16 protein-coding genes and 11 tRNA genes are annotated in these 19,547 nt (G+C 40.0%); 3 read left to right on the forward strand and 24 right to left on the reverse strand.

Going from position 1 to position 19,547, the window contains the following annotated elements:
* Positions 1–22: 22 nt before the first annotated feature.
* From fliG to uvrY, 21 genes are all read right to left on the reverse strand, one after another.
* Positions 23–1,060, reverse strand: coding sequence for a flagellar motor switch protein FliG (gene fliG, locus HWV00_RS15410; protein ID WP_211682693.1), 1,038 nt, complete (start codon positions 1,058–1,060; stop codon positions 23–25).
* Positions 1,053–2,762 carry a flagellar basal-body MS-ring/collar protein FliF gene (gene fliF, locus HWV00_RS15415; RefSeq protein WP_211682695.1) on the reverse strand — a complete coding sequence of 570 codons (1,710 nt, stop codon included), beginning with the start codon at positions 2,760–2,762 and terminating at the stop codon, positions 1,053–1,055. The genes fliG and fliF overlap by 8 nt, the downstream gene beginning before the upstream one ends.
* A gap of 22 nt (positions 2,763–2,784) precedes the next feature.
* Entirely contained in the window at positions 2,785–3,114 is a 330-nt protein-coding gene (gene fliE / locus HWV00_RS15420) for a flagellar hook-basal body complex protein FliE (protein WP_211682697.1), read from the reverse strand.
* 121 nt (positions 3,115–3,235) lie between these two features.
* Entirely contained in the window at positions 3,236–4,627 is a 1,392-nt protein-coding gene (locus HWV00_RS15425) for a sigma-54 dependent transcriptional regulator (RefSeq protein ID WP_211682699.1), read from the reverse strand.
* Positions 4,628–4,630: 3 nt separating this feature from the next.
* The gene (locus tag HWV00_RS15430; protein ID WP_211682701.1) at positions 4,631–5,686 is read right to left on the reverse strand and encodes a PAS domain-containing sensor histidine kinase; all 1,056 of its coding nucleotides are present in this window, start codon (positions 5,684–5,686) and stop codon (positions 4,631–4,633) included.
* A gap of 165 nt (positions 5,687–5,851) precedes the next feature.
* A complete protein-coding gene (locus HWV00_RS15435) occupies positions 5,852–7,321 on the reverse strand; it encodes a sigma-54 dependent transcriptional regulator (protein WP_211682703.1) in 1,470 nt (489 codons plus the stop codon).
* 267 nt (positions 7,322–7,588) lie between these two features.
* Positions 7,589–8,506 carry a protein translocase subunit SecF gene (gene secF, locus HWV00_RS15440; protein ID WP_211682705.1) on the reverse strand — a complete coding sequence of 306 codons (918 nt, stop codon included), beginning with the start codon at positions 8,504–8,506 and terminating at the stop codon, positions 7,589–7,591.
* 2 nt (positions 8,507–8,508) lie between these two features.
* The gene (gene secD / locus HWV00_RS15445) at positions 8,509–10,347 is read right to left on the reverse strand and encodes a protein translocase subunit SecD (RefSeq protein WP_211686624.1); all 1,839 of its coding nucleotides are present in this window, start codon (positions 10,345–10,347) and stop codon (positions 8,509–8,511) included.
* Between the two features lie 163 nt (positions 10,348–10,510).
* Complete coding sequence (locus HWV00_RS15450; RefSeq protein ID WP_255554634.1) at positions 10,511–10,945, reverse strand: hypothetical protein; 435 nt, start codon at positions 10,943–10,945, stop codon at positions 10,511–10,513.
* A 123-nt stretch (positions 10,946–11,068) separates the two neighbouring features.
* A tRNA-Leu gene (locus HWV00_RS15455) sits at positions 11,069–11,154 on the reverse strand.
* 141 nt (positions 11,155–11,295) lie between these two features.
* Positions 11,296–11,865, reverse strand: a complete 570-nt coding sequence (locus tag HWV00_RS21595; protein WP_211682706.1) for a type IV pilin protein — start codon at positions 11,863–11,865, stop codon at positions 11,296–11,298.
* A 249-nt stretch (positions 11,866–12,114) separates the two neighbouring features.
* A tRNA-Leu gene (locus HWV00_RS15465) sits at positions 12,115–12,200 on the reverse strand.
* Between the two features lie 65 nt (positions 12,201–12,265).
* Positions 12,266–12,339: transfer RNA gene (locus tag HWV00_RS15470), tRNA-Cys, on the reverse strand.
* 69 nt (positions 12,340–12,408) lie between these two features.
* A tRNA-Leu gene (locus tag HWV00_RS15475) sits at positions 12,409–12,494 on the reverse strand.
* A gap of 65 nt (positions 12,495–12,559) precedes the next feature.
* Positions 12,560–12,633, reverse strand: a tRNA-Cys gene (locus HWV00_RS15480).
* 78 nt (positions 12,634–12,711) lie between these two features.
* Positions 12,712–12,797, reverse strand: a tRNA-Leu gene (locus HWV00_RS15485).
* Positions 12,798–12,886: 89 nt separating this feature from the next.
* Positions 12,887–12,960: transfer RNA gene (locus tag HWV00_RS15490), tRNA-Cys, on the reverse strand.
* A gap of 51 nt (positions 12,961–13,011) precedes the next feature.
* Positions 13,012–13,097, reverse strand: a tRNA-Leu gene (locus tag HWV00_RS15495).
* Between the two features lie 225 nt (positions 13,098–13,322).
* A complete protein-coding gene (pgsA, locus tag HWV00_RS15500) occupies positions 13,323–13,901 on the reverse strand; it encodes a CDP-diacylglycerol--glycerol-3-phosphate 3-phosphatidyltransferase (protein WP_211682708.1) in 579 nt (192 codons plus the stop codon).
* Positions 13,902–13,950: 49 nt separating this feature from the next.
* Entirely contained in the window at positions 13,951–15,828 is a 1,878-nt protein-coding gene (gene uvrC / locus HWV00_RS15505) for an excinuclease ABC subunit UvrC (RefSeq protein ID WP_211682710.1), read from the reverse strand.
* 35 nt (positions 15,829–15,863) lie between these two features.
* Positions 15,864–16,508 (reverse strand): UvrY/SirA/GacA family response regulator transcription factor, encoded by a 645-nt coding sequence (gene uvrY / locus HWV00_RS15510; RefSeq protein WP_211682712.1) that lies wholly within the window; start codon positions 16,506–16,508, stop codon positions 15,864–15,866.
* 384 nt (positions 16,509–16,892) lie between these two features.
* On the opposite strand from uvrY, the gene HWV00_RS15515 reads away from it, so the two are divergent.
* Entirely contained in the window at positions 16,893–17,054 is a 162-nt protein-coding gene (locus HWV00_RS15515; RefSeq protein WP_211682713.1) for an oxidoreductase-like domain-containing protein, read from the forward strand.
* A gap of 78 nt (positions 17,055–17,132) precedes the next feature.
* On the opposite strand, the gene HWV00_RS15520 is transcribed toward HWV00_RS15515, so the two are convergent.
* The 3 genes from HWV00_RS15520 to HWV00_RS15530 form a co-directional block, all read right to left on the reverse strand.
* Positions 17,133–17,223: transfer RNA gene (locus HWV00_RS15520), tRNA-Ser, on the reverse strand.
* A 347-nt stretch (positions 17,224–17,570) separates the two neighbouring features.
* Positions 17,571–17,661: transfer RNA gene (locus tag HWV00_RS15525), tRNA-Ser, on the reverse strand.
* A gap of 328 nt (positions 17,662–17,989) precedes the next feature.
* A tRNA-Ser gene (locus HWV00_RS15530) sits at positions 17,990–18,080 on the reverse strand.
* A gap of 192 nt (positions 18,081–18,272) precedes the next feature.
* On the opposite strand from HWV00_RS15530, the gene HWV00_RS15535 reads away from it, so the two are divergent.
* Positions 18,273–18,935 (forward strand): Bax inhibitor-1 family protein, encoded by a 663-nt coding sequence (locus HWV00_RS15535; RefSeq protein ID WP_211682715.1) that lies wholly within the window; start codon positions 18,273–18,275, stop codon positions 18,933–18,935.
* A 116-nt stretch (positions 18,936–19,051) separates the two neighbouring features.
* Entirely contained in the window at positions 19,052–19,381 is a 330-nt protein-coding gene (locus tag HWV00_RS15540; protein ID WP_211682717.1) for a TusE/DsrC/DsvC family sulfur relay protein, read from the forward strand.
* Positions 19,382–19,547 lie beyond the last annotated feature (166 nt).

Here is a 19,547-nt window from a genome sequence, read left to right on the forward strand (position 1 = left end):
GCTTAGCTTCAAAGCTCTGTGTTTATAAGAAGTCATCACCACCGCCTCCACCAAGCATAATCTCGCCACTGTCAGCTAAACGTCGTGCAATTGATAGGATCTCTTTCTGTGCTGATTCAACTTCGCTCACTCGAATTGGTCCCATTGCTTCTAGATCATCTTCCAACATTTCAACTTGACGTTTCGACATGTTTTTAAAGATTTTATCTTTAAGTTGGTCATCTGCACCTTTCAGTGCTTTTTGTAATTGATCTTGTGCTACTTCACGCAGTAATGCCTGAATACCACGATCATCAACATCGATAAGATTTTCGAATACAAACATAAGGTCTTGGATCTGCTGGCTGATTTCTTCATCAGACTCTCGAATTGCATCCATCAATTGACCTTCGATATTGGTATCAAGGTAGTTCATAATATTTGCAGCAGCTTTTAGGCCACCCATTTTCGCAGCTTGTGCACCTGATTGACCAGCGAACTGTTTCTCCATGATCTCGTTTAATTCATGTAGCGCGGCTGGTTGAACTTCTTCTAAGTTGGCGATACGCATCATTAAGTCAATACGCACTTTATCTGGGAATTGCGATAAAATTTCTGCCGATTGCTCAGGCTCTAAATAAGACAATACAATGGTTTGGATCTGTGGATGCTCATTATGAATGATATTTGCAACCTGACGTGCATCCATCCATTTCAATGAATCAAGACCTTTGGCACCACTACCCATGATAATTTGGTCAACAAGATTACCCGCTTTATCTGCACCTAACGCTGCCGTTAATGCATTTCGAACGAAGTCTTCACTACCCACACCAATATTAGTGAATTTTTGGATATCATCGATAAACGCACGATGTACGCCAGCCACTTTAACTTGTGAAAAATCTTTCATTGATGCCATCGCCATACCCAAACGCTGTACTTGTTTTGGCTCTAATTGGCGAAAGATTGTTGCAGCATCTTCTTCATTTAAACTCAACATTAAAATCGCAGAACGCTCAATACCGGTTAACGTACTTGCATCAAACTTTGTTGCTACTTGTTTATTTGAATCAGGCATCTTCTATCATCCATTCTTTAATTACTAATGCGGTTAAGTCCGGCTCATTGGCAACCAGTGCACGAACCGCTTCAAGCAAATCTTCATCTTTATGTAAATTAGGTAACTGTAGATGACCACTGCGCATAGCAAAGTCAGTATCTACATCGGTATCGGCAGTCAGCAATTGCATATCTTCATCGTTCTCGATTGCACTGATACCTAAATCTAAATCTTCTTTATCTTCTTCAGGTTCACTGTTAATTAGGCGTTTAATCATCGGACGGATAATCGCCATGATTAATACCACAATAACAATTAAACTCGCAGCAACACGTATCGCACGCCAAAACCACTCTTCTTCCCAAATAGGAAGTTCAGCCATCATCGCTAATTCAGGACGATTAAATGGGATCGCCACCACTTCGAGGCTATCACCACGGTTCACATTAAAACCCACACCGCCTTGTAATACACGGCGAATATTAGCAATTTCAGCTTGGCTACGAGGATCTCTAACTAATTCACCGTCAGCACCAACACTGTTAATGTAATCAATCGCGACAGAAACACTTAAGCGCTGTATTACACCTGTTTGTGATTTAGTGTGACTGATGGTGGTATCAAGTTCGTAATTTCGAGTCGACTCTTTTTGTGATTGACCGACTGGACGTGCAGCAGCATTACCACCTTCCGCTTCTTCAGGAATATCAGCATCAAGCGGTGGTTGATTGGTCAGTGCACCTGGTATTCCCTGAACCCCGTTACCTAATGATTGACGTTCTAATAACATCTCACTGCGAACAGCAGGTAAATCAGGATTAAAACGTTTTTGAGTTTGTTCTCTTACGCTAAAATCCATTGATACATCAACTTCAGCGGTGTAGTTGTTTACCCCTAAAATTGGGATAAGAATTGAATCGATTTTCTCACGGTACTCACGTTCATGGTTTTGCACCATTTCAAATTCACGTCGGCCTTGTGCAGCTAACATATCTTGACTACCAGAATTAAGTAAGCGTCCATTCTGATCGGTCAAAGTAACGCGCGTTGGTTCAAGCCCCTGAACGGCAGAAGCAACCAATTGCACCATTGAATCAATATTTTCTTGTGAGATAGCACCGCTATTACGAACCGTTAATATCACGGTTGCACTGGGTTTTTTCTCGCGTTTTGCAAATACATTTTCTTTTGGAATAGCAAGTAGCACCTGTGCTTTTGACACATGCTTAAATTCTTCTAATGCGCGTGATATCTGACGTTCACGACCAAGCTTTAAACGTTCTTGTTCTACACGCTGACTCACACCAAAGCCCATATCTTTCATTAAGATATCGTCACCTTGTAATTCAGTTGTCGTAAGTCCTGAACGGCGTAATTGTAATTTAATATCTTGGTACTGCTCTGCAGGAACAGAAACGGTATCACCATTAATTTTATATTCTATTTTCTGCTGGTCTAAAAATTCGAGGGTTTCAATGAGTTCTGCAGTTTGATACGTGCCTAACGGACGCATTTCAGGTTCTTTACCCCAGAGTAAAATAAATACCACTAAGGTTAGCGAGATCGCTAATGCGAGGATAAGAATGATTTGACGTAAGATATCAGCATTAGAAAAGAACCCAAATGCTGAGCTTTTTTGCTCATTCTCATCTAATTGCGCGAGATCATCGCCCATATCGTTATTGCTTACGATACCTGTATTTGAAGCCGTTTCAGCCACAGAGTTACTCCTTTACCCGAGATTAAACAGGCATACTCATTATTTCTTTATAAGATTCGATCAATTTATTACGAACCTGTACCGTAGCATCGAATGCCACCCCTGATTTTTGCGATGCTATCATAACATCACTTAGGGATACACTGCGATCACCTTGATCAAAACGTGTACGCAAATCACCGGTATTTTGTTGTAATCCGTTCACATTTTCCATTGCTTGCTGCAACATATCACCAAAACTAGCTGATGTCGTGGTTGGTGCTTTTACCGCTGTTGGGTCGGCTTCAAATTTAGTCGCCTGTAACGACATGCTTTGCATTTCAGAGTAAAGGTTATTGGCTGCAATGTTCATTGATTATCCTTGTTGTCATATTTTTGACCTACCCTAACAAAGCAATTAATATGCCAATAAAAAAGGCCGCAATTTCAACGAATTGCGGCCTTTTCTTGTTTACTGATAATATTTCAAATCATTAAGCTGGTATTTCAATTCCTAGCTCACGCATTTTTGCTAACTTATAGCGCAGTGTACGGGGACTAATACCTAAATTTTCTGACACGTCTTTTCGCACACCATTACAATCAATCAAGGTTTCTAAAATAATTTGATATTCTTGCTGACGTAACTCATTACCCAATGGCTTATTTGCGAACTCTGCAGTTTGTGCTGGTATTTCAGCGTTAACCTGCAATTGCGGAGCTTGCCCTTCAGGTGCTGAGGCGCGAAAATCAGCAAGCGAAAAATCTTCTAAAATAAGATCTTCATTTTTCACTTTGCCATCGACAGCTAAGATCATCGCACGTTGAATAACATTATCTAGCTCACGGACATTACCAGGCCAATGATAGATCTGCAGTTTGCTTTTAGCACAATCAAGTAACTCTAACGTAGGTATATTATTTTGCTTACAGTGTGATTTAAGCAAGTGCTCTGCAATCGGTAAAATATCACCTTTACGTTCAGTTAAAGGTAACCACGCTAATGGGAATACATTTAAGCGGTAGTACAAATCTTCTCTAAAGTCACCATTGGCAACCGCTTGCTTCATATTACGATTGCTTGTCGCAATAACACGTACATTCAGCTTAACCGTTTTACGGCTACCTAAACGCTCGACTTCACGTTCCTGTAATACCCGTAATAATTTAACCTGTAGCGCTAACGCCATTTCTGATATTTCATCTAATAAAATCGTGCCGTTTTGAGCCTGCTCAAATTTACCAGGACATGCTTGTATCGCACCAGTAAAGGCCCCTTTTTCATAGCCAAACAACGTTGCTTCAAGCATGTTTTCAGGGATCGCCGCGCAGTTAATTGCCACAAATGGACCATCATAACGCATCGAATTATCATGAATATAACGGGATAGTACTTCTTTACCCGTACCACTTGGGCCGGTCACCATCACTGTTGCATCTGATTTAGCCACTTTACGCGCTAAGCTTAATAACTGCTCTGTTTTCTCATCACCATAGCAAGGTGTACGTTTTGCTATCTTTTGTGGTGGTACATAACGGCCAACTTGATTGATCAAAACTTCCGGAGAAAAAGGTTTACCAATATAGTCCACAGCACCACTGCGCATTGCTGCAACAGCATCGTCGACTTTTGCGTAAGCGGTCATTAGCAACACAGGTAACTCAGGGTATTTCTGCTTAATATTGTGTAATAACGTTAACCCGCTCATGCCACCCATTTGGATATCACTCACGACCATATCATAGGTCTTTTTACCTAATGCAATCAGTGCGCTTTCGCCACTATCAACTTCATCACATTCATAACCAGCCATTAATAAGGTATCAACCAAGGCTTCACGAAGACCGAGATCATCTTCAACAACAAGAATTTGAGAATGGGACATATATTATCCGCCTATTACCATTGGTTGAGGTTCTGCTACGCGATGTAGCGGTACGATTATACTAAAACTACTGCCTTCACCTTCAGTTGAATCTAACTCCAAACTACCTTGGTGAGCTTTTACCACACTTTGCACAACCGCCAAGCCTAAACCAGTGCCTTGTGATTTAGTGGTAAAGAAAGGTTCTAAAATCTTTATTTGCATTGCCTTCGAGATCCCAGGGCCATCATCAGATACAACAATAGCGACTTTGTCATCACCTGATCTAATTGCAGAGATTGCAAGGTTGGCACCTTGCCCACACGCATGTAATGCATTTTGTATTAGGTTACCAATCGCACTTGAGAGTGCATTACGATTGGCTAAAATTAATAAATCCGGTTCAGGTAATGTCACCTGCATTTTACTGCCCGTTTGCAACATCATGGCTTCACTACCAGCTTGCACTTGTACTAATAAATTTTGTAGCGAAATCTCTTCAACCACTAAATCTTTACCTGTGCGCGCAAATAGCAGCATGTCGTTAACCTGATTTTCTAAATCATTAAGACGCTGAATAAGCTTGCTCTGAAAACGTTGCTTTGATGCAGGTGGTAAATTGGGGTTCGCAAGATTAGAGCCATATAGTAATGCCGCAGACAAGGGGGTACGTATTTGATGTGCCAGTGATGCGACCATTCGACCCAATGATGATAATTGTTTCATATGGCTTACACGCTCTTGTAGATGGCGTGTATAAGTTAGGTCTGTCAGCATGATAAGCTGGCCCGGCTGTGAGCCGAGTGTCGTAATAGAAAGCTGTACTTTACAGCCATTCTTCAATGATATCTCATGTCCATCATCTGCTTTAGGAGTAAATGCCCGCTGAATTACATCCATCCAGCGTGCGCCCATTAACGGCTCACCCAGTAATTGCACAGCCACTTTGTTAACTTCAATGACAATACCATTGCCATCAAGAATCACTAAACCTGACGGTAATGCCTGCACTAACTTTTCACTGCGATCTTTGTGTGCCCGCAGTGCTGCTAATTCGCCTGGATAAGATTCTTGTACCATGGTAGTACTCCGCTAAAAAATTGACTCATGCCTAACAATGCATTTAGTGTGCCAATTAATTTATTTTCATAACACCATGTTTTAAAACTAAAAAAGCCCAACTTAATGTTGAGCTTTTTGGTTTGAATTATAACAAATTACAATTTTATGTTTATTTACACCCAGTTAGGTCTCTTTTTGTAATCCGTATTTACGCATTTTCTCAACGAGGGTTGTACGACGCATGCCTAATTGATCTGCTGCGCGCGCGACAACATGCGCTTGTTGATCGAGCGCCTGCTTAATCATATCAATTTCAAATTCAGCTAACATTTCTTTGAGGTTCACCCCCGTTTCAGGCAAGCTGCTTGGCATCGAGAAAAAGCCATCTTCTTGTGGTTCTTCTTCAACATCAGCAAAGATATCATCACTAAACATCGCAGAAATAGCATCACGTTCAGCTAACTCACTCGGTAGTTCATGATTACCATTCTGGCTTTCACCGTCATCATTATAGCGATACTTCGCAGGCAGTTCGGCAATATCAACAATATTACCCGCGGTCATGATAAGTAGACGTTCGATCAAGTTAGATAACTCACGAACATTACCGGGCCATGAATGCTGCATTAACGATTCCATTGCCCGTTGCGTAAATAAGATAGTCGCATCGTGCTCGGCTTCGTGTCTACGTAACAATTCTTGGATCAATAATGGAATATCGTCTGGGCGTTCGCGTAACGCTGGACTTTCAATTGGGAATACATTTAAACGATAAAATAAGTCTTCACGGAATTCACCGTCAATGATCATCTGTTCTAAATTACGGTGAGTCGCAGCAATAACCCTCACATCGGCTTTAATTGCTTTACTGCCGCCCACACGTTCAAAAATACGTTCTTGTAAGACACGTAATAATTTAACTTGCATCGGTTGTGGCATATCACCAATTTCATCAAGAAATAGCGTACCACCAGTCGCCAATTCAAAACGGCCTTTACGAGCAGAAAATGCGCCCGTAAATGCACCCTTTTCATGACCAAATAATTCACTCTCTAACAATTCAGCTGGAATAGCACCACAGTTAACCGGTACAAAAGGCCCATCGCTACGTGATGAAGCATCATGAATTGAACGAGCGATCACTTCTTTACCAGTACCAGATTCACCCAAAACTAAAACATTTGCGCCTTTTGACGCTACTTGTGTAATAAGATGGCGTACACTTTGAATTGCATCTCCACGACCAACCAACTGCTTAATTAATGCTTTTGAAGCCGATGCTGATTGACCTAATTTACTCGCGACACATTGACGATAAGATTGGCAACGTCCAAGTAATAGCGTCAGTTGTTGATAAGAAAAAGGATGCTCAATGTGACCAATAAGATTACCTTGTTCTGATACAATTGCTTCAGCACCAAAGGTCAAAAACGGATTCATTGGATTCGCATCAAGTAGTGCGGACAATTCTTTTTTTGAATAGTGTTCTGAAGAAACAATCACACTGTTTGCAGCAAGTTCGATACTTGCATTAATATCAATATGGGAGTCGTAGCTCTGCCATGCTTCACCAAGAAATGACAATATCGTTTCTAAATTTTGTCTGCGTTCAATATTCTCATCAATGACAAAAACTGACTTAGTAGTATCCATATTACAGCCTGCGCTAAACCTTACTTAAACTTAAAATATAATAAGCACAACTAACCTATTGTTAATAGTGCGTCAAAAATCAACATCCGCCAATTAATTGACATGGCTATAGTACACATTCCTAAATCAAGATGAAACCATCTCTGGAGCTAATTAGAAATTAGGCTAAAAATAGTCCGCTCTATATCACACAATCTAAAGATAGATCTGCAATAACCAATAAGCGTGTCAGTGCTTCGTAAACCAACACGCTTAAATTAACGGCAATTAATAAGACGAGTTATCGACTGAAAGTACCTCTTCGACTTCACTCACTTGGTAATGGCTGGCATTCAATCCCCAAAACTCAGGCAGGGTCGTCGCTACAGCAACCGATGACCATGTGCCTACAACTAAGCCAATAAACATCGCAGTAGAAAATCCATCTAAAGGACCACCACCCAATAACCATAATGCCGAAACTGTCATTAACGTGGTGCCAGATGTCACCATCGTACGAGAAATAGTGGCCGAAATAGCCGAGTTATTCACCTCTGCAATTGTTAATGTCGGCTTCAAGATAAGTAACTCTCGGATACGATCACCGATAATAATCGAATCATTCAATGAATAACCAATGATCGCCAATATCGCCGCAAACACAGTTAAGTTGAATTCAAGTTGAAACGCAGCAAATACCCCCAATACAAATAAAACATCATGAACCAAGGCAAATAATGCGCCAGATGCAAGACGCCATTCAAAGCGATAGCTAAGGTAGGCCATAATGCATAACATTGAAATTAATAATGCTAGTCCGCCTTGTTCTGCAAGTTCTTGCCCGACCTGCGAACCAACAATACTGCTATTAAGTACTTGTACATCTGTCACCAAGGGCGCAAGCACAACCTTAATATCGGGAATGCCCATACCTACCGCAGGTTCTGCATAACGTAAGATCCAGCGTCCTAATTCACCGCCTTCAATGACGCTGACATGTTGATTAAGCGCCGACTGTAATAAGGGGGTTATCTCACTCACGGTGATAGTAGGATCAAGTTGTACTTCGGTAATGACACCACCGGTAAAGTCGAGCCCCCAGTTAAGTCCATTAACACTAATAAAAGTTATTGCTATCAACATAAATACCACGGAAATGGCACTGCTGATATAACGTAATTTACTGCCGTTCGTTATTGTATTCATGACTATACCTTTAAGTCATGACGAGTATCACGACCCCATAATTTATTGATTAATGCACGGGAAACAAAAATACCTGTAAACATACTGGTCAAAATACCTAAACCCAGTGTTAACGCGAAGCCTTGAACAGGCCCCTGCCCAATGGAATACAGTACAATGGCAATAATTAATGTCGTAATATTGGCATCAACAATGGTGCTAAACGCACTATCAAAACCACTATTAATTGCTTGAGCAAAACTCCGCCCTTCCCTCAACTTGTCACGAATACGTTCAAATACCAGTACGTTGGTATCAACAGCCATACCAACAGTCAGTACTAACCCTGCAATACCGGGTAATGTTAATACCGCACCTGGAATTAGCGCTAATAAACCAAATAACATAATGATATTAGCCAGTAGCGCAACATTCGCAATCCAGCCTAATCGACGATACCATAAGGCCATGAATATCAAAGTTAAGCCCAACCCTAACGCCAATGCAGAAAAGCCATTTTGAATATTTTCAGCCCCCAGAGATGGACCAATTGTTCTTTCTTCAACAATGGTAACAGGGGCTGTTAACGAGCCTGCACGTAATAATAAAGCTAACTCCTGCGCATCCCCCATACTGCCTGCACCTGTTATTCTAAACTGGCTGCCTAACTGCGCTTGGATAGTGGCGACACTAATAACCTTATTGGTTTTTTTGGTCGTGCCATCAAGATTACGGCTGTATTCGCTGTATAACGTCGCCATCGGATTACCAATATTGTGCTTGGTAAAATTCGACATCTTTTTTCCACCGGCATTATCTAACGTAATATTAACCTGTGCAGCGCCCATCTCACCAACACTGGCGCGGGCATCAATAATATGTTCACCACCTAAAATAGCATCACGCGCAATACGGATTGGCGCTCCGTTATCACTATCGACCAACATGCTACCGCTGCTCACGGTTTTCAACTCGTGAAATGCCAAACTCGCTGTCGCGCCAATAACATTTTTTGCAGTTGCAGGATCTTGTACGCCCGGTAACTCAATACGGATACGATGCTCACCTTGACGCTGTACCATCGCCTCGGTAATACCAAGTTCGGTTATACGGCTACGCATTGTCTGCAAGTTTTGCTGTACCGTTAAATTAATAATTTCTGTTTTTTCAGATAACGGAATATTAACCCGAGCAAACAAACCTGACGTTTCAGTGACTTTCCATTGAGGGTAGTTTTTCTGTATTAATTTCAGCAACGTCACTTTTGCTTCGTCACTTGGAAACTTAATCGCGAGCGCATTACTACGCTCAATACTAAGACCGACACCGCGGATGCCCTTTTCACGAAAATCCGCCCGCAAGTTATCCTGTAACTGTTGAGCACGTATATTGAAAACAGGCTCCATATCAACATCCAGCAAAAACTGCACACCACCACGTAAGTCAAGTCCCAACTTTATCGGCTGTAATCCCATTTGCTGTAACCATGAAGGCGCAGCTGAAACCAATGCCAATGTAGTATTATTACTCTCCGGTAATATTTTTTCGAGTACCGCTTTCGCACGTGTTTGTGCTGTTGATTCCGCCAATACAATCGTCGTTTGATCAGTACTTTGGTCAATACGAACTACTTCAATATGATTTTTTTCGAGCTGTTGTTTAAGCGTATAAATCATCGGCGCTGGAGTTTGCTTATGACTAATTTGCAGTGCCGAATCTTCACCATATAAGGTTGGAATCGCACTTAAGAGCATGATTAAAATTGTGCAGATAAGTACAACGTATTTCCAACCAGCATAGTGGTTAAGTAGTTTACGTTGTGTCTTGGAATTCGTTATTTTTTTCATTTGATAGCTGTCCATCAATGCCAGCATGCTTACTCGAAATATAAGTAATACATGTTGGTATACAGGTAATTAATGCGCTTATAGAGCTATTCAACAGCGATATTCATATCATGATGTAGCGTTCTAGAAGCGGATAAAGACAACAAAAAAGCAGTATGTTTAGTACTTACCTTTTTATCTAAGCAAATGTAATAACGGCAGGGTATTGGCGATGAGAATAAAGTAAATTACTGTCTTTCCAGCCAGAAATACGAGTTCGAGAAGAAGACATGTCCGTTAACCAATAGAGATCATGATTAATGTTAACCGCGTAACCAATCACAAATGATGGTGATAGCGGAATTGATAATTCGATCTCGACTTGGTAATCAGGTTCAGGATCATTCAGTGTTAAACCACCGTTACTCGCATAACGAGTCGGTTCAGGTAATGCATATTGATAAGAATGATCTGAGGGAAATGTGTTTGGAGACTGTTCTGATTCACATTCCTGTTGGCATAATGGTTTTTCGCTGATATTTACAGATAATACTGAATATGTATCAGCCTGAGCATTAAAGCCCACAATCATGATAAATAACAATATAGAAGCGCGGAAAAACCTAAGTAACATAGAACATAAAAATCCATAAAGATTAATTACGTATCATAAGCATTAGTGATTTGAGAAACAAGGATTATTTTAAACGTCAGAAAGCAAAAAAGGCTTACCGTTAGGTAAGCCTTTTTCTAAATTTGGTGCCCGAGGCCGGAATTGAACCGGCACGCCTATTAAGCGAGGGATTTTAAATCCCTTGTGTCTACCGATTTCACCACTCGGGCTGAGTGATAAACTGTTAAGCTGCTGCCTAACCGGATATGCGCTCACTTTACCTGATTCTAATATTGAGTCAACAATAAATATTAAATACATCTCAAACGGCTGAAAATAAAACCAATTTGATTGTTTATTATCATCCAAGTCTAACAATCATCACTAACAATTCTAATATCATTACCATCAACTGAAGTTGCAGAAGTATATGCAACGTAACACTTATAATCATCCAGCTCTACTGTAGCGAGTTTATCAGCCCATAGTCGGGGAAATATCTTAAGTGGATAACCTTCAACAAAAACAAACTCACTGTCATTGAGTCCCATCGCAGATTTAAAGTTAATATTTGTGACACTATTATTTTCAATAGGAGTATAAAGTGGGTAGCCCCACTCCATGTATAACTTCGTTCCATCAGCTGTCATAATAAAATAATGTCCGGCCTCGCGAGAACCATCCCAAAATAGGTGTCCATTACAGTCACCAAAACAGTCTTTACTAACCGGTATATTATCCATCTGCGCTCTTAAATGAGCGATCTTACTCTGGTCTTCAAGCTGGCCTGCAATTCCAGACAGTGTCGCAATTTTAGCATCACGCTGAAGATTAATGAACTTAGGTATCGCAACACTGGCTAAGACCCCTAAAACAATAATAACAATAACTAATTCGATTAATGTAAATCCCGCAGATTTACTCTGGTTCTGACTCTTCACTTACAATCCATAAAATACTTTATTTAACAATAACCACATTATACGTATGGATTTATAAAATAACATAGCGTATGGATTTATAATGATGATGCAACTGTAAAGAATAGCGGACATAAAAATGAAACGTTAACACTCACATGCAAAGGGCTGAATTCATTGATAACACGAGGAGGATTAAATGGAACTGAAGTATAAACCTAGATTTCAGACATAAAAAAACCAGCTATAAGCTGGTTTTTTTATAAAAGTTGGTGCCCGAGGCCAGAATTGAACTGGCACGCCTATTAAGCGAGGGATTTTAAATCCCTTGTGTCTACCGATTTCACCACTCGGGCACTGAATTCTTTTTATTTATTAGTTTCAGTGCAAACTAATAAATTCGCTCTTTCAAGCTAAATCATGGAGGCGGGTCCCGAAGTCGAATCGAGGTCCACGGATTTGCAATCCGCTGCATAGCCACTCTGCCAACCCGCCATTTACTGCGATTACAATCTTAATTGTTAACACAGAGCGCTAATTTTATATCTTAGCAAGATAATTAGTTGGTGCCCGAGGCCAGAATTGAACTGGCACGCCTATTAAGCGAGGGATTTTAAATCCCTTGTGTCTACCGATTTCACCACTCGGGCACTGAATTCTTCTTATTTACCAGTTTCAGTGCAAACTAATAAATTCGCTCTTTCAAGCTAAATCATGGAGGCGGGTCCCGAAGTCGAATCGAGGTCCACGGATTTGCAATCCGCTGCATAGCCACTCTGCCAACCCGCCATATACTGTGAAACAACATCATTGTCACGCAGTGTGCTAATTTTTTATCTTAGCGATATATACTATCAAAGTATTAGTTGGTGCCCGAGGCCAGAATTGAACTGGCACGCCTATTAAGCGAGGGATTTTAAATCCCTTGTGTCTACCGATTTCACCACTCGGGCACTGAATTCTTTCTGTTTATTGCTAAACATTTATAGTATATCCGTTCACAGTGCTGAACCAATACACTTGCTCTTTACAAGCTAAATCATGGAGGCGGGTCCCGAAGTCGAATCGAGGTCCACGGATTTGCAATCCGCTGCATAGCCACTCTGCCAACCCGCCAAATTTTATATCTAAAGTATATATTTAAAGTTATATCTAACTGAAAGAAATTGGTGCCCGAGGCCAGAATTGAACTGGCACGCCTATTAAGCGAGGGATTTTAAATCCCTTGTGTCTACCGATTTCACCACTCGGGCAATTTCTTTCACATTTTATCTAAGCTGTTTTACTTAACCGCTGTAGACTCTATGTGCTGACGCATTCTACAGACCTAAAAGATAGAGTCAACACCCTTTTATCACCGACAATCAAAACGCTTACGTTTCAACCTAACCTGTCTGTTTTCTAGCTAAAAAGGGTTGAATATCACCGTAATGGCGAGATACTCTAAAACAACAACGATAGTCTATAGAAATAGTTCTTTAATCTTCACTCATTAGTTCGCCCCACGCCGCAGCAAAGTACTGCACCATAGAAACAACTGTTAATACCATCGCTGCATAGAAAACAATATAAGCAAGATAAACCATCCAAGGGCCCTGCTGCCAAATGAAACCACCTAGCGCCATCATTTGAAAACTTGTTTTCCACTTACCAGCGTTACCAACAGCAACATTAGCACGTTTGCCTAGATCTGCCATCCATTCACGTAACCCTGAAATGGCCAGTTCTCGTCCAATCATAATAAGTGTTGGGATCATTACCCATAGTGCACTGTGTTCGCCAACAGTTGCAACGATGCGGTCGTGATCGCCAGCGACCATCACTAATGCAGTGATAACCATAATTTTATCTGCTACTGGGTCAAGAAACGCGCCAAGCTTACTTGATACATTCCAGCGTCTTGCTAGATAACCATCAAGATAATCCGTTATTCCTGCAATAAAGAAGATCCATGCTGCGATATAAAACGAATTTTCAATTGGTAAATAAAACGCGAGAACAAAAAAAGGAATTAAAATCACGCGAAACAAAGTTAAAATATTTGGTATGTTTTTCATTATTCTCATGCTTTTTAAATTGAAACATCACTATAATCCTATATCTTGCTTATTGATGCAATGAATCATAAATTTTTTCTGCCAAATCAATGCTTATACCTGGTATTTTTGCTATTTCCTCCCTACTTGCACGACGTAATTGCTGTAATCCCCCCATAAATTTAAGTAATACCTGACGACGCTTCGGTCCTACTCCAGGGATATTCTCTAAAGCGCTCGTGCGTTTAACTTTATTTCGACGTGCACGGTGTCCAGTGATAGCAAAACGGTGGGACTCATCACGGATATGCTGAACGAGGTGTAAAGCTGGCGAATCGCTGGGTAAATAAAACTCGGTATCAGCAACATTATCCAAGGCGCCAGATAAAATTAATGTTTCTAAACCAGCTTTACGCGTCACCCCTTTCGCAATACCAATGATCATTGGTCTTTTACTGATAAAGTTATCTGCAAATTGAGTGAGTACTTGCTCAGCTTGGGTCATTTGACCTTTACCGCCATCAATAAATAAAATATCAGGTATTTTATCTACTTCAGTAACTTTTTTGAAACGACGCTCTAACGCTTGTGCCATCGCTGCATAATCATCACCACCAGTAATACCACTGATATTAAAATGGCGATAATCTGTTTTATTTGGCCCATCACGGTTAAAAACAACGCAAGATGCAACGGTTTGCTCACCACCCGTATGACTGATATCAAAGCATTCCATACGCTGAATCTTTCCGTTGAAGTTCAATACTTTTTCTAATTCTTTAAACCGATTAAGCACCGTACTTTTGGTTGCTAACTTGGTGGTTAATGCAGTTTCAGCGTTAGTAAGTGCTAACCTTAAAAATTTAGAACGATCACCTCGTTTAGGATTAGTTAGTTTTATTCTACGCTCGGCTAACTGGCTCAAACTTGATTCAATTAATTCGTGCTCTTCAGGTAGTTCGGTTAACAGCACTTCTTTAGGGATTGCCTGCTGTGTTTCTTTATTTAGATAATATTGTAAAAGGAATGCTTGGATCACTTCACTATTATCTGTATTCGCCGGTACTTTAGGAAAATAACTACGACTACCAAATACTTTACCCGCACGCACAAATAATAAATGAACACAGGCGATACCATTTTTAAAGGCAAAGCCTATTACGTCCATTTCACCTAAATCAGATGTGACATATTGCTGTTCTTGAATTGTTCTTAATGCTTGGATCTGATCCCGATAGCGTGCTGCAGCTTCAAAGTCTAACGCTTGGCTAGCCAGCTCCATTTTAATCACTAATTCATTAATGACATCCGTGTTTTTACCCTTTAAAAATAAAGCTGCAAGTTCAACCTGTTGCTTATATTCATCAGGGTTATCCATTTTCACACAAGGACCTAAACAGCGCTTTAGTTGAAACTGTAAACAAGGACGAGAGCGATTTTGATAATAACTATCCTCACACTGCCGTACCGGAAAGAGCTTTTGCATTAGGTGTAGGCTTTCACGTACTGCGCTGCCACTTGGATAAGGACCAAAATATTGCCCTTTACGCTTATTCTTACTGCGAATAGACATCAATTGAGGGTGTTCGTGATCTGTTAGTAAAATATAAGGGTAGGACTTATCATCACGTAACGACACGTTATAGCGCGGTTGATAGCGTTTAATATAGGTATGTTCGAGTACTAAGGCTTCTGTTTCTGAATGCGTGACCGTCACATCAATATTGGCAATATGGGTAACCAATACGCGGGTTTTTTCTCGATCGACGGTTTTTCGAAAATAGCTGCTTAAGCGTTTATGTAAGTCTTTCGCTTTTCCGACATAAATAACCACATCTTTATGGTCATACATGCGATAAACACCTGGCTGGTGTGAAACAGTCTTTAAGAAGTCTTGATGATTGAATTGTTGTTTTGAAGGCATAAAATAAAAGATGCCCGAAGACATCTTTCTCAATTAAAATTAAGTAAAGAAATACTTAATTATAGTGTATCTGCATCTAAGATACCGTGTCTAATCGCTAGGTGAGTCAGTTCTACGTCACCATTAATATTAAGCTTACTGAATAAGCGATAGCGATAAGCATTAACCGTCTTAGAGTTAAGGTGTAGCTGTTCGGCAATATCAACCACTTTTTGTCCTTTCGTGATCATCATCATGATTTGTAACTCACGTTCAGACAAACTTTGGAAAGGATTCTCATCAGCAGATGAAAATTGACTTAATGCCATTTGTTGTGCAATTTCTGGCGCAATATAACGCTGTCCACTATGCACTTTACGAATAGCCCCTAATACTTCCTCTGGCGCTGCACTTTTAGTTAAGTAGCCTGCACCACCCGCTTGCATTACTTTGCTTGGGAAAGGTTCTTCCGTGTGTATCGTTAACACGATAATTTTAATATCAGGGTTGTTCCGTAAAATTTTACGGGTAGCTTCTAATCCGCCAATACCTGGCATGTTCATGTCCATCAAGATTACATCTGGTTGGTTTTCTCGACAAAACTGAACGGCATCCTCTCCGCATGAAACTTCACCCACGACTTTAATACCACGTACATCTTCAAGAATTCGGCGAATTCCGGTACGGACTAATTCGTGATCATCGACAAGGAATACATTAATCAAAAGAATATCTCCGCATACACATACATACAATTTCTAAAGAACATAATACATTAGATGATCAAAAATAGGTTGTTATTTTTGTTCTATAACGACCCATAAGAGCTAATATATTCGAACTAAATAATAATATGGCATTATATATCAGCAATTTAATAACTTTATGACTTTAAACCTAAAATGCGGTGTAGTTGGCAAAATAAAAAATAGTTGACATTTAAGGGTGCTATTTTAATCACTGTATTACAGTTCCATAAAAATGTGTAAATGACATATATATTTTTATTGCAAAAAGGTATCACATTGTTAATCGGTCATAATTGACTCGATATTTACAGTTAAAAACGTGTTACATTTTAGGGTATGCTAAACGAAAAGGATAAAACCATGGAAAAGCCAAAACAACAATCAATAGAAAAACCTTACCCACCTGCCGACGATGATTGCTGTGGTGGTGGCGCTTGCTGTCCGTGCGTTTGGGATCATTACTATGAACAACGAAAATTGTGGAATGCACAGCGTGCAGCTCTGATTGAGCAAGCAGAGTAAATGAAATTAAAAATTTATTGAACGCCAGATAGCAAAAAGGCGCTGTTCTTTATCAGAACAGCGCCTTTTCTATATAGATGGCGGAGGAGGAGAGATTTGAACTCTCGAGGAGCTATTAACCCCTGCTGGTTTTCAAGACCAGTGCATTCGGCCACTCTGCCACCCCTCCGCAGCAATGGAGCGTATAATAGAGATATGGGCGGCGGTTGTAAAGTAAAAATATAACAGCCTCAACAACCGAACAAAATAAAACCAACTTGCGTAATTTCGTATCTAAATGCTAAATCAAATACTTAAAGACACATCAAATTAGATGATATCCATCGATAAACTAAATATTCAGTTAAACAAGATTAAAAGATAATGCTTCTATAATGACAAAAGTGAAAAGTAGGAATTAGGAATTAGGAATTAGGAATTAGGAATTAGGAATTAGGAATTAGGAATTAGGAATTAAGCATGCTTCAGATGCAAAAAAGGCGCTACCTTTTCAGATAGCGCCTTTCTCTATGTAGATGGCGGAGGAGGAGAGATTTGAACTCTCGAGGAGCTATTAACCCCTGCTGGTTTTCAAGACCAGTGCATTCGGCCACTCTGCCACCCCTCCGCAGCAATGGAGCGTATAATATAGATATGATGCTCAGCTGTAAACACACAAACGTTAAAAAATTACGTACAAGGAAACAACCGCTCACCTTTCACACACTTTGCCCTAAATTCCAACTAATCAAGGTTTATAACTAACAGCCAAGAGACTGAAGAAACACAAATGGGTACTGTATTAGTCTTACAGATAAATAAAATGACTAATTTAAGGATGACGAGAGAACCAAGTGTAGAGCGTGGAAAATCTGATTGCGGGATAGTTAGAATTAATAGATGTCAAAATGCAAAAAAGGCGCTATCTTTTCAGATAGCGCCTTTCTCTATGTAGATGGCGGAGGAGGAGAGATTTGAACTCTCGAGGAGCTATTAACCCCTGCTGGTTTTCAAGACCAGTGCATTCGGCCACTCTGCCACCCCTCCGCAGCAATGGAGCGTATAATACAGTCTTTTTATTAAAGATAAAGCGTTTTTGAAATTTAATCACATTTTTCATAGATAAGGCTTGTTTTTAACTTATTTGGCTATAAATTAACTACATCGTCATATTATGTCGGAACTTTAGGGTATACTTATACTCTAACTAGCAGTGTTAATTATTAAGGAAAAGACACAATGCAACAACGTACGATTCAGACTCAGTCGCAAGCAAGCGTACTCGCGACGAATAAGGTACTTCGAAATACCTATATGTTATTAGCGATGACTCTCGCGTTTTCAGCGATAATTGCAGCTGCAGTAGTAACATTAAACTTACCAGCTCCAGGCTTCATCATTACACTTGTTGGTGTATACGGTTTAATGTATCTAACAGAAAAGAACCGTAACAACTCAATGGGTATTTTATTTGTATTCCTATTCACAGGTTTCTTAGGCTATACCGTTGGCCCGTTAATTAATCGATATATCGGCGCAGGTATGGGTGACATTGTTGTATTGGCCTTTGCTGGTACTGCATTTACTTTCTTTGCTCTGTCTGCATACGTGCTTACAACGAAAAAAGATATGTCTTTCCTTAGCGGCATGATGATGGCTGGTTTTGTTGTACTGATCGTAGCTATGATTGGTAACATCTTCTTACAGATCCCAGCACTTAGCCTAGCAATCAGTGCAATGTTCATCTTGTTCTCATCTGGTGCTATCTTGATGCAAACAAGTTCGATCATTCATGGTGGCGAAACAAGCTACATCTCTGCGACTGTAACTATCTTCGTATCACTATATAATATCTTTGTTAGCTTATTACAAATTTTAGGTATCATGGGTAGCGACGACTAATCGCGTTATTATCAAACCTGTTATACTGATATATAATAAGTTGGAATTATATCCATAATTGAAAAGCCTCGTTTAACGAGGCTTTTTTATTTACTCAAGAAGATTATTAGATATTTATGTTAATTATCAATGAACAAGAAGTGGCTACCGATAAACAAGGTTATTTGCTTAACTCAAGTGATTGGACTGAAGCACTTGCACCAATTATTGCAGAACAAGAAAGCATTACCCTAAGCCCTGCACACTGGGAGGTTGTTCTCTTCGTGCGTAACTTTTACCTTGAATACAATACTTCACCGGCTATCCGTGCATTAGTTAAAGCGATGGCAAAAAAGCTTGGTGAAGATAAAGGTAACAGTATTTACCTTTATAAGCTGTTCCCTAAAGGCCCTGCAAAGCAAGCAACTAAAATTGCCGGTTTACCCAAACCCGCTAAATGCCTGTAGTCTTTAGTTTATCAATGTGTGCAGCTAATAAAGCAGACTTATTCATAGGTCCACCTCATTAAGCGTAACCACGATACTCATGACTGCAGAAACAAAAAAGCCTCACTTAGCAATAACTAAGTGAGGCTTTTTATTTAGCTCATCATTCATAGCGGTATAGCAACAC

This window comes from Moritella sp. 24, assembly GCF_018219155.1.
In the GTDB taxonomy this organism is placed as follows: domain Bacteria; phylum Pseudomonadota; class Gammaproteobacteria; order Enterobacterales; family Moritellaceae; genus Moritella.

Coding starts and splice junctions, on each gene's coding strand:
- fliG (WP_211682693.1), bottom strand. CDS start 1,060: ATGCCTGATTCAAATAAACAAGTAGCAACAAAGTTTGATGCAAGTACG.
- fliE (WP_211682697.1), bottom strand. CDS start 3,114: ATGAACATTGCAGCCAATAACCTTTACTCTGAAATGCAAAGCATGTCG.
- HWV00_RS15425 (WP_211682699.1), bottom strand. CDS start 4,627: ATGTCCCATTCTCAAATTCTTGTTGTTGAAGATGATCTCGGTCTTCGT.
- HWV00_RS15430 (WP_211682701.1), bottom strand. CDS start 5,686: ATGGTACAAGAATCTTATCCAGGCGAATTAGCAGCACTGCGGGCACAC.
- HWV00_RS15435 (WP_211682703.1), bottom strand. CDS start 7,321: ATGGATACTACTAAGTCAGTTTTTGTCATTGATGAGAATATTGAACGC.
- secF (WP_211682705.1), bottom strand. CDS start 8,506: ATGAATACAATAACGAACGGCAGTAAATTACGTTATATCAGCAGTGCC.
- secD (WP_211686624.1), bottom strand. CDS start 10,347: ATGGACAGCTATCAAATGAAAAAAATAACGAATTCCAAGACACAACGT.
- HWV00_RS15450 (WP_255554634.1), bottom strand. CDS start 10,945: ATGTTACTTAGGTTTTTCCGCGCTTCTATATTGTTATTTATCATGATT.
- pgsA (WP_211682708.1), bottom strand. CDS start 13,901: ATGAAAAACATACCAAATATTTTAACTTTGTTTCGCGTGATTTTAATT.
- uvrC (WP_211682710.1), bottom strand. CDS start 15,828: ATGTCTTCGGGCATCTTTTATTTTATGCCTTCAAAACAACAATTCAAT.
- HWV00_RS15515 (WP_211682713.1), top strand. CDS start 16,893: ATGGAAAAGCCAAAACAACAATCAATAGAAAAACCTTACCCACCTGCC.
- HWV00_RS15535 (WP_211682715.1), top strand. CDS start 18,273: ATGCAACAACGTACGATTCAGACTCAGTCGCAAGCAAGCGTACTCGCG.
- HWV00_RS15540 (WP_211682717.1), top strand. CDS start 19,052: ATGTTAATTATCAATGAACAAGAAGTGGCTACCGATAAACAAGGTTAT.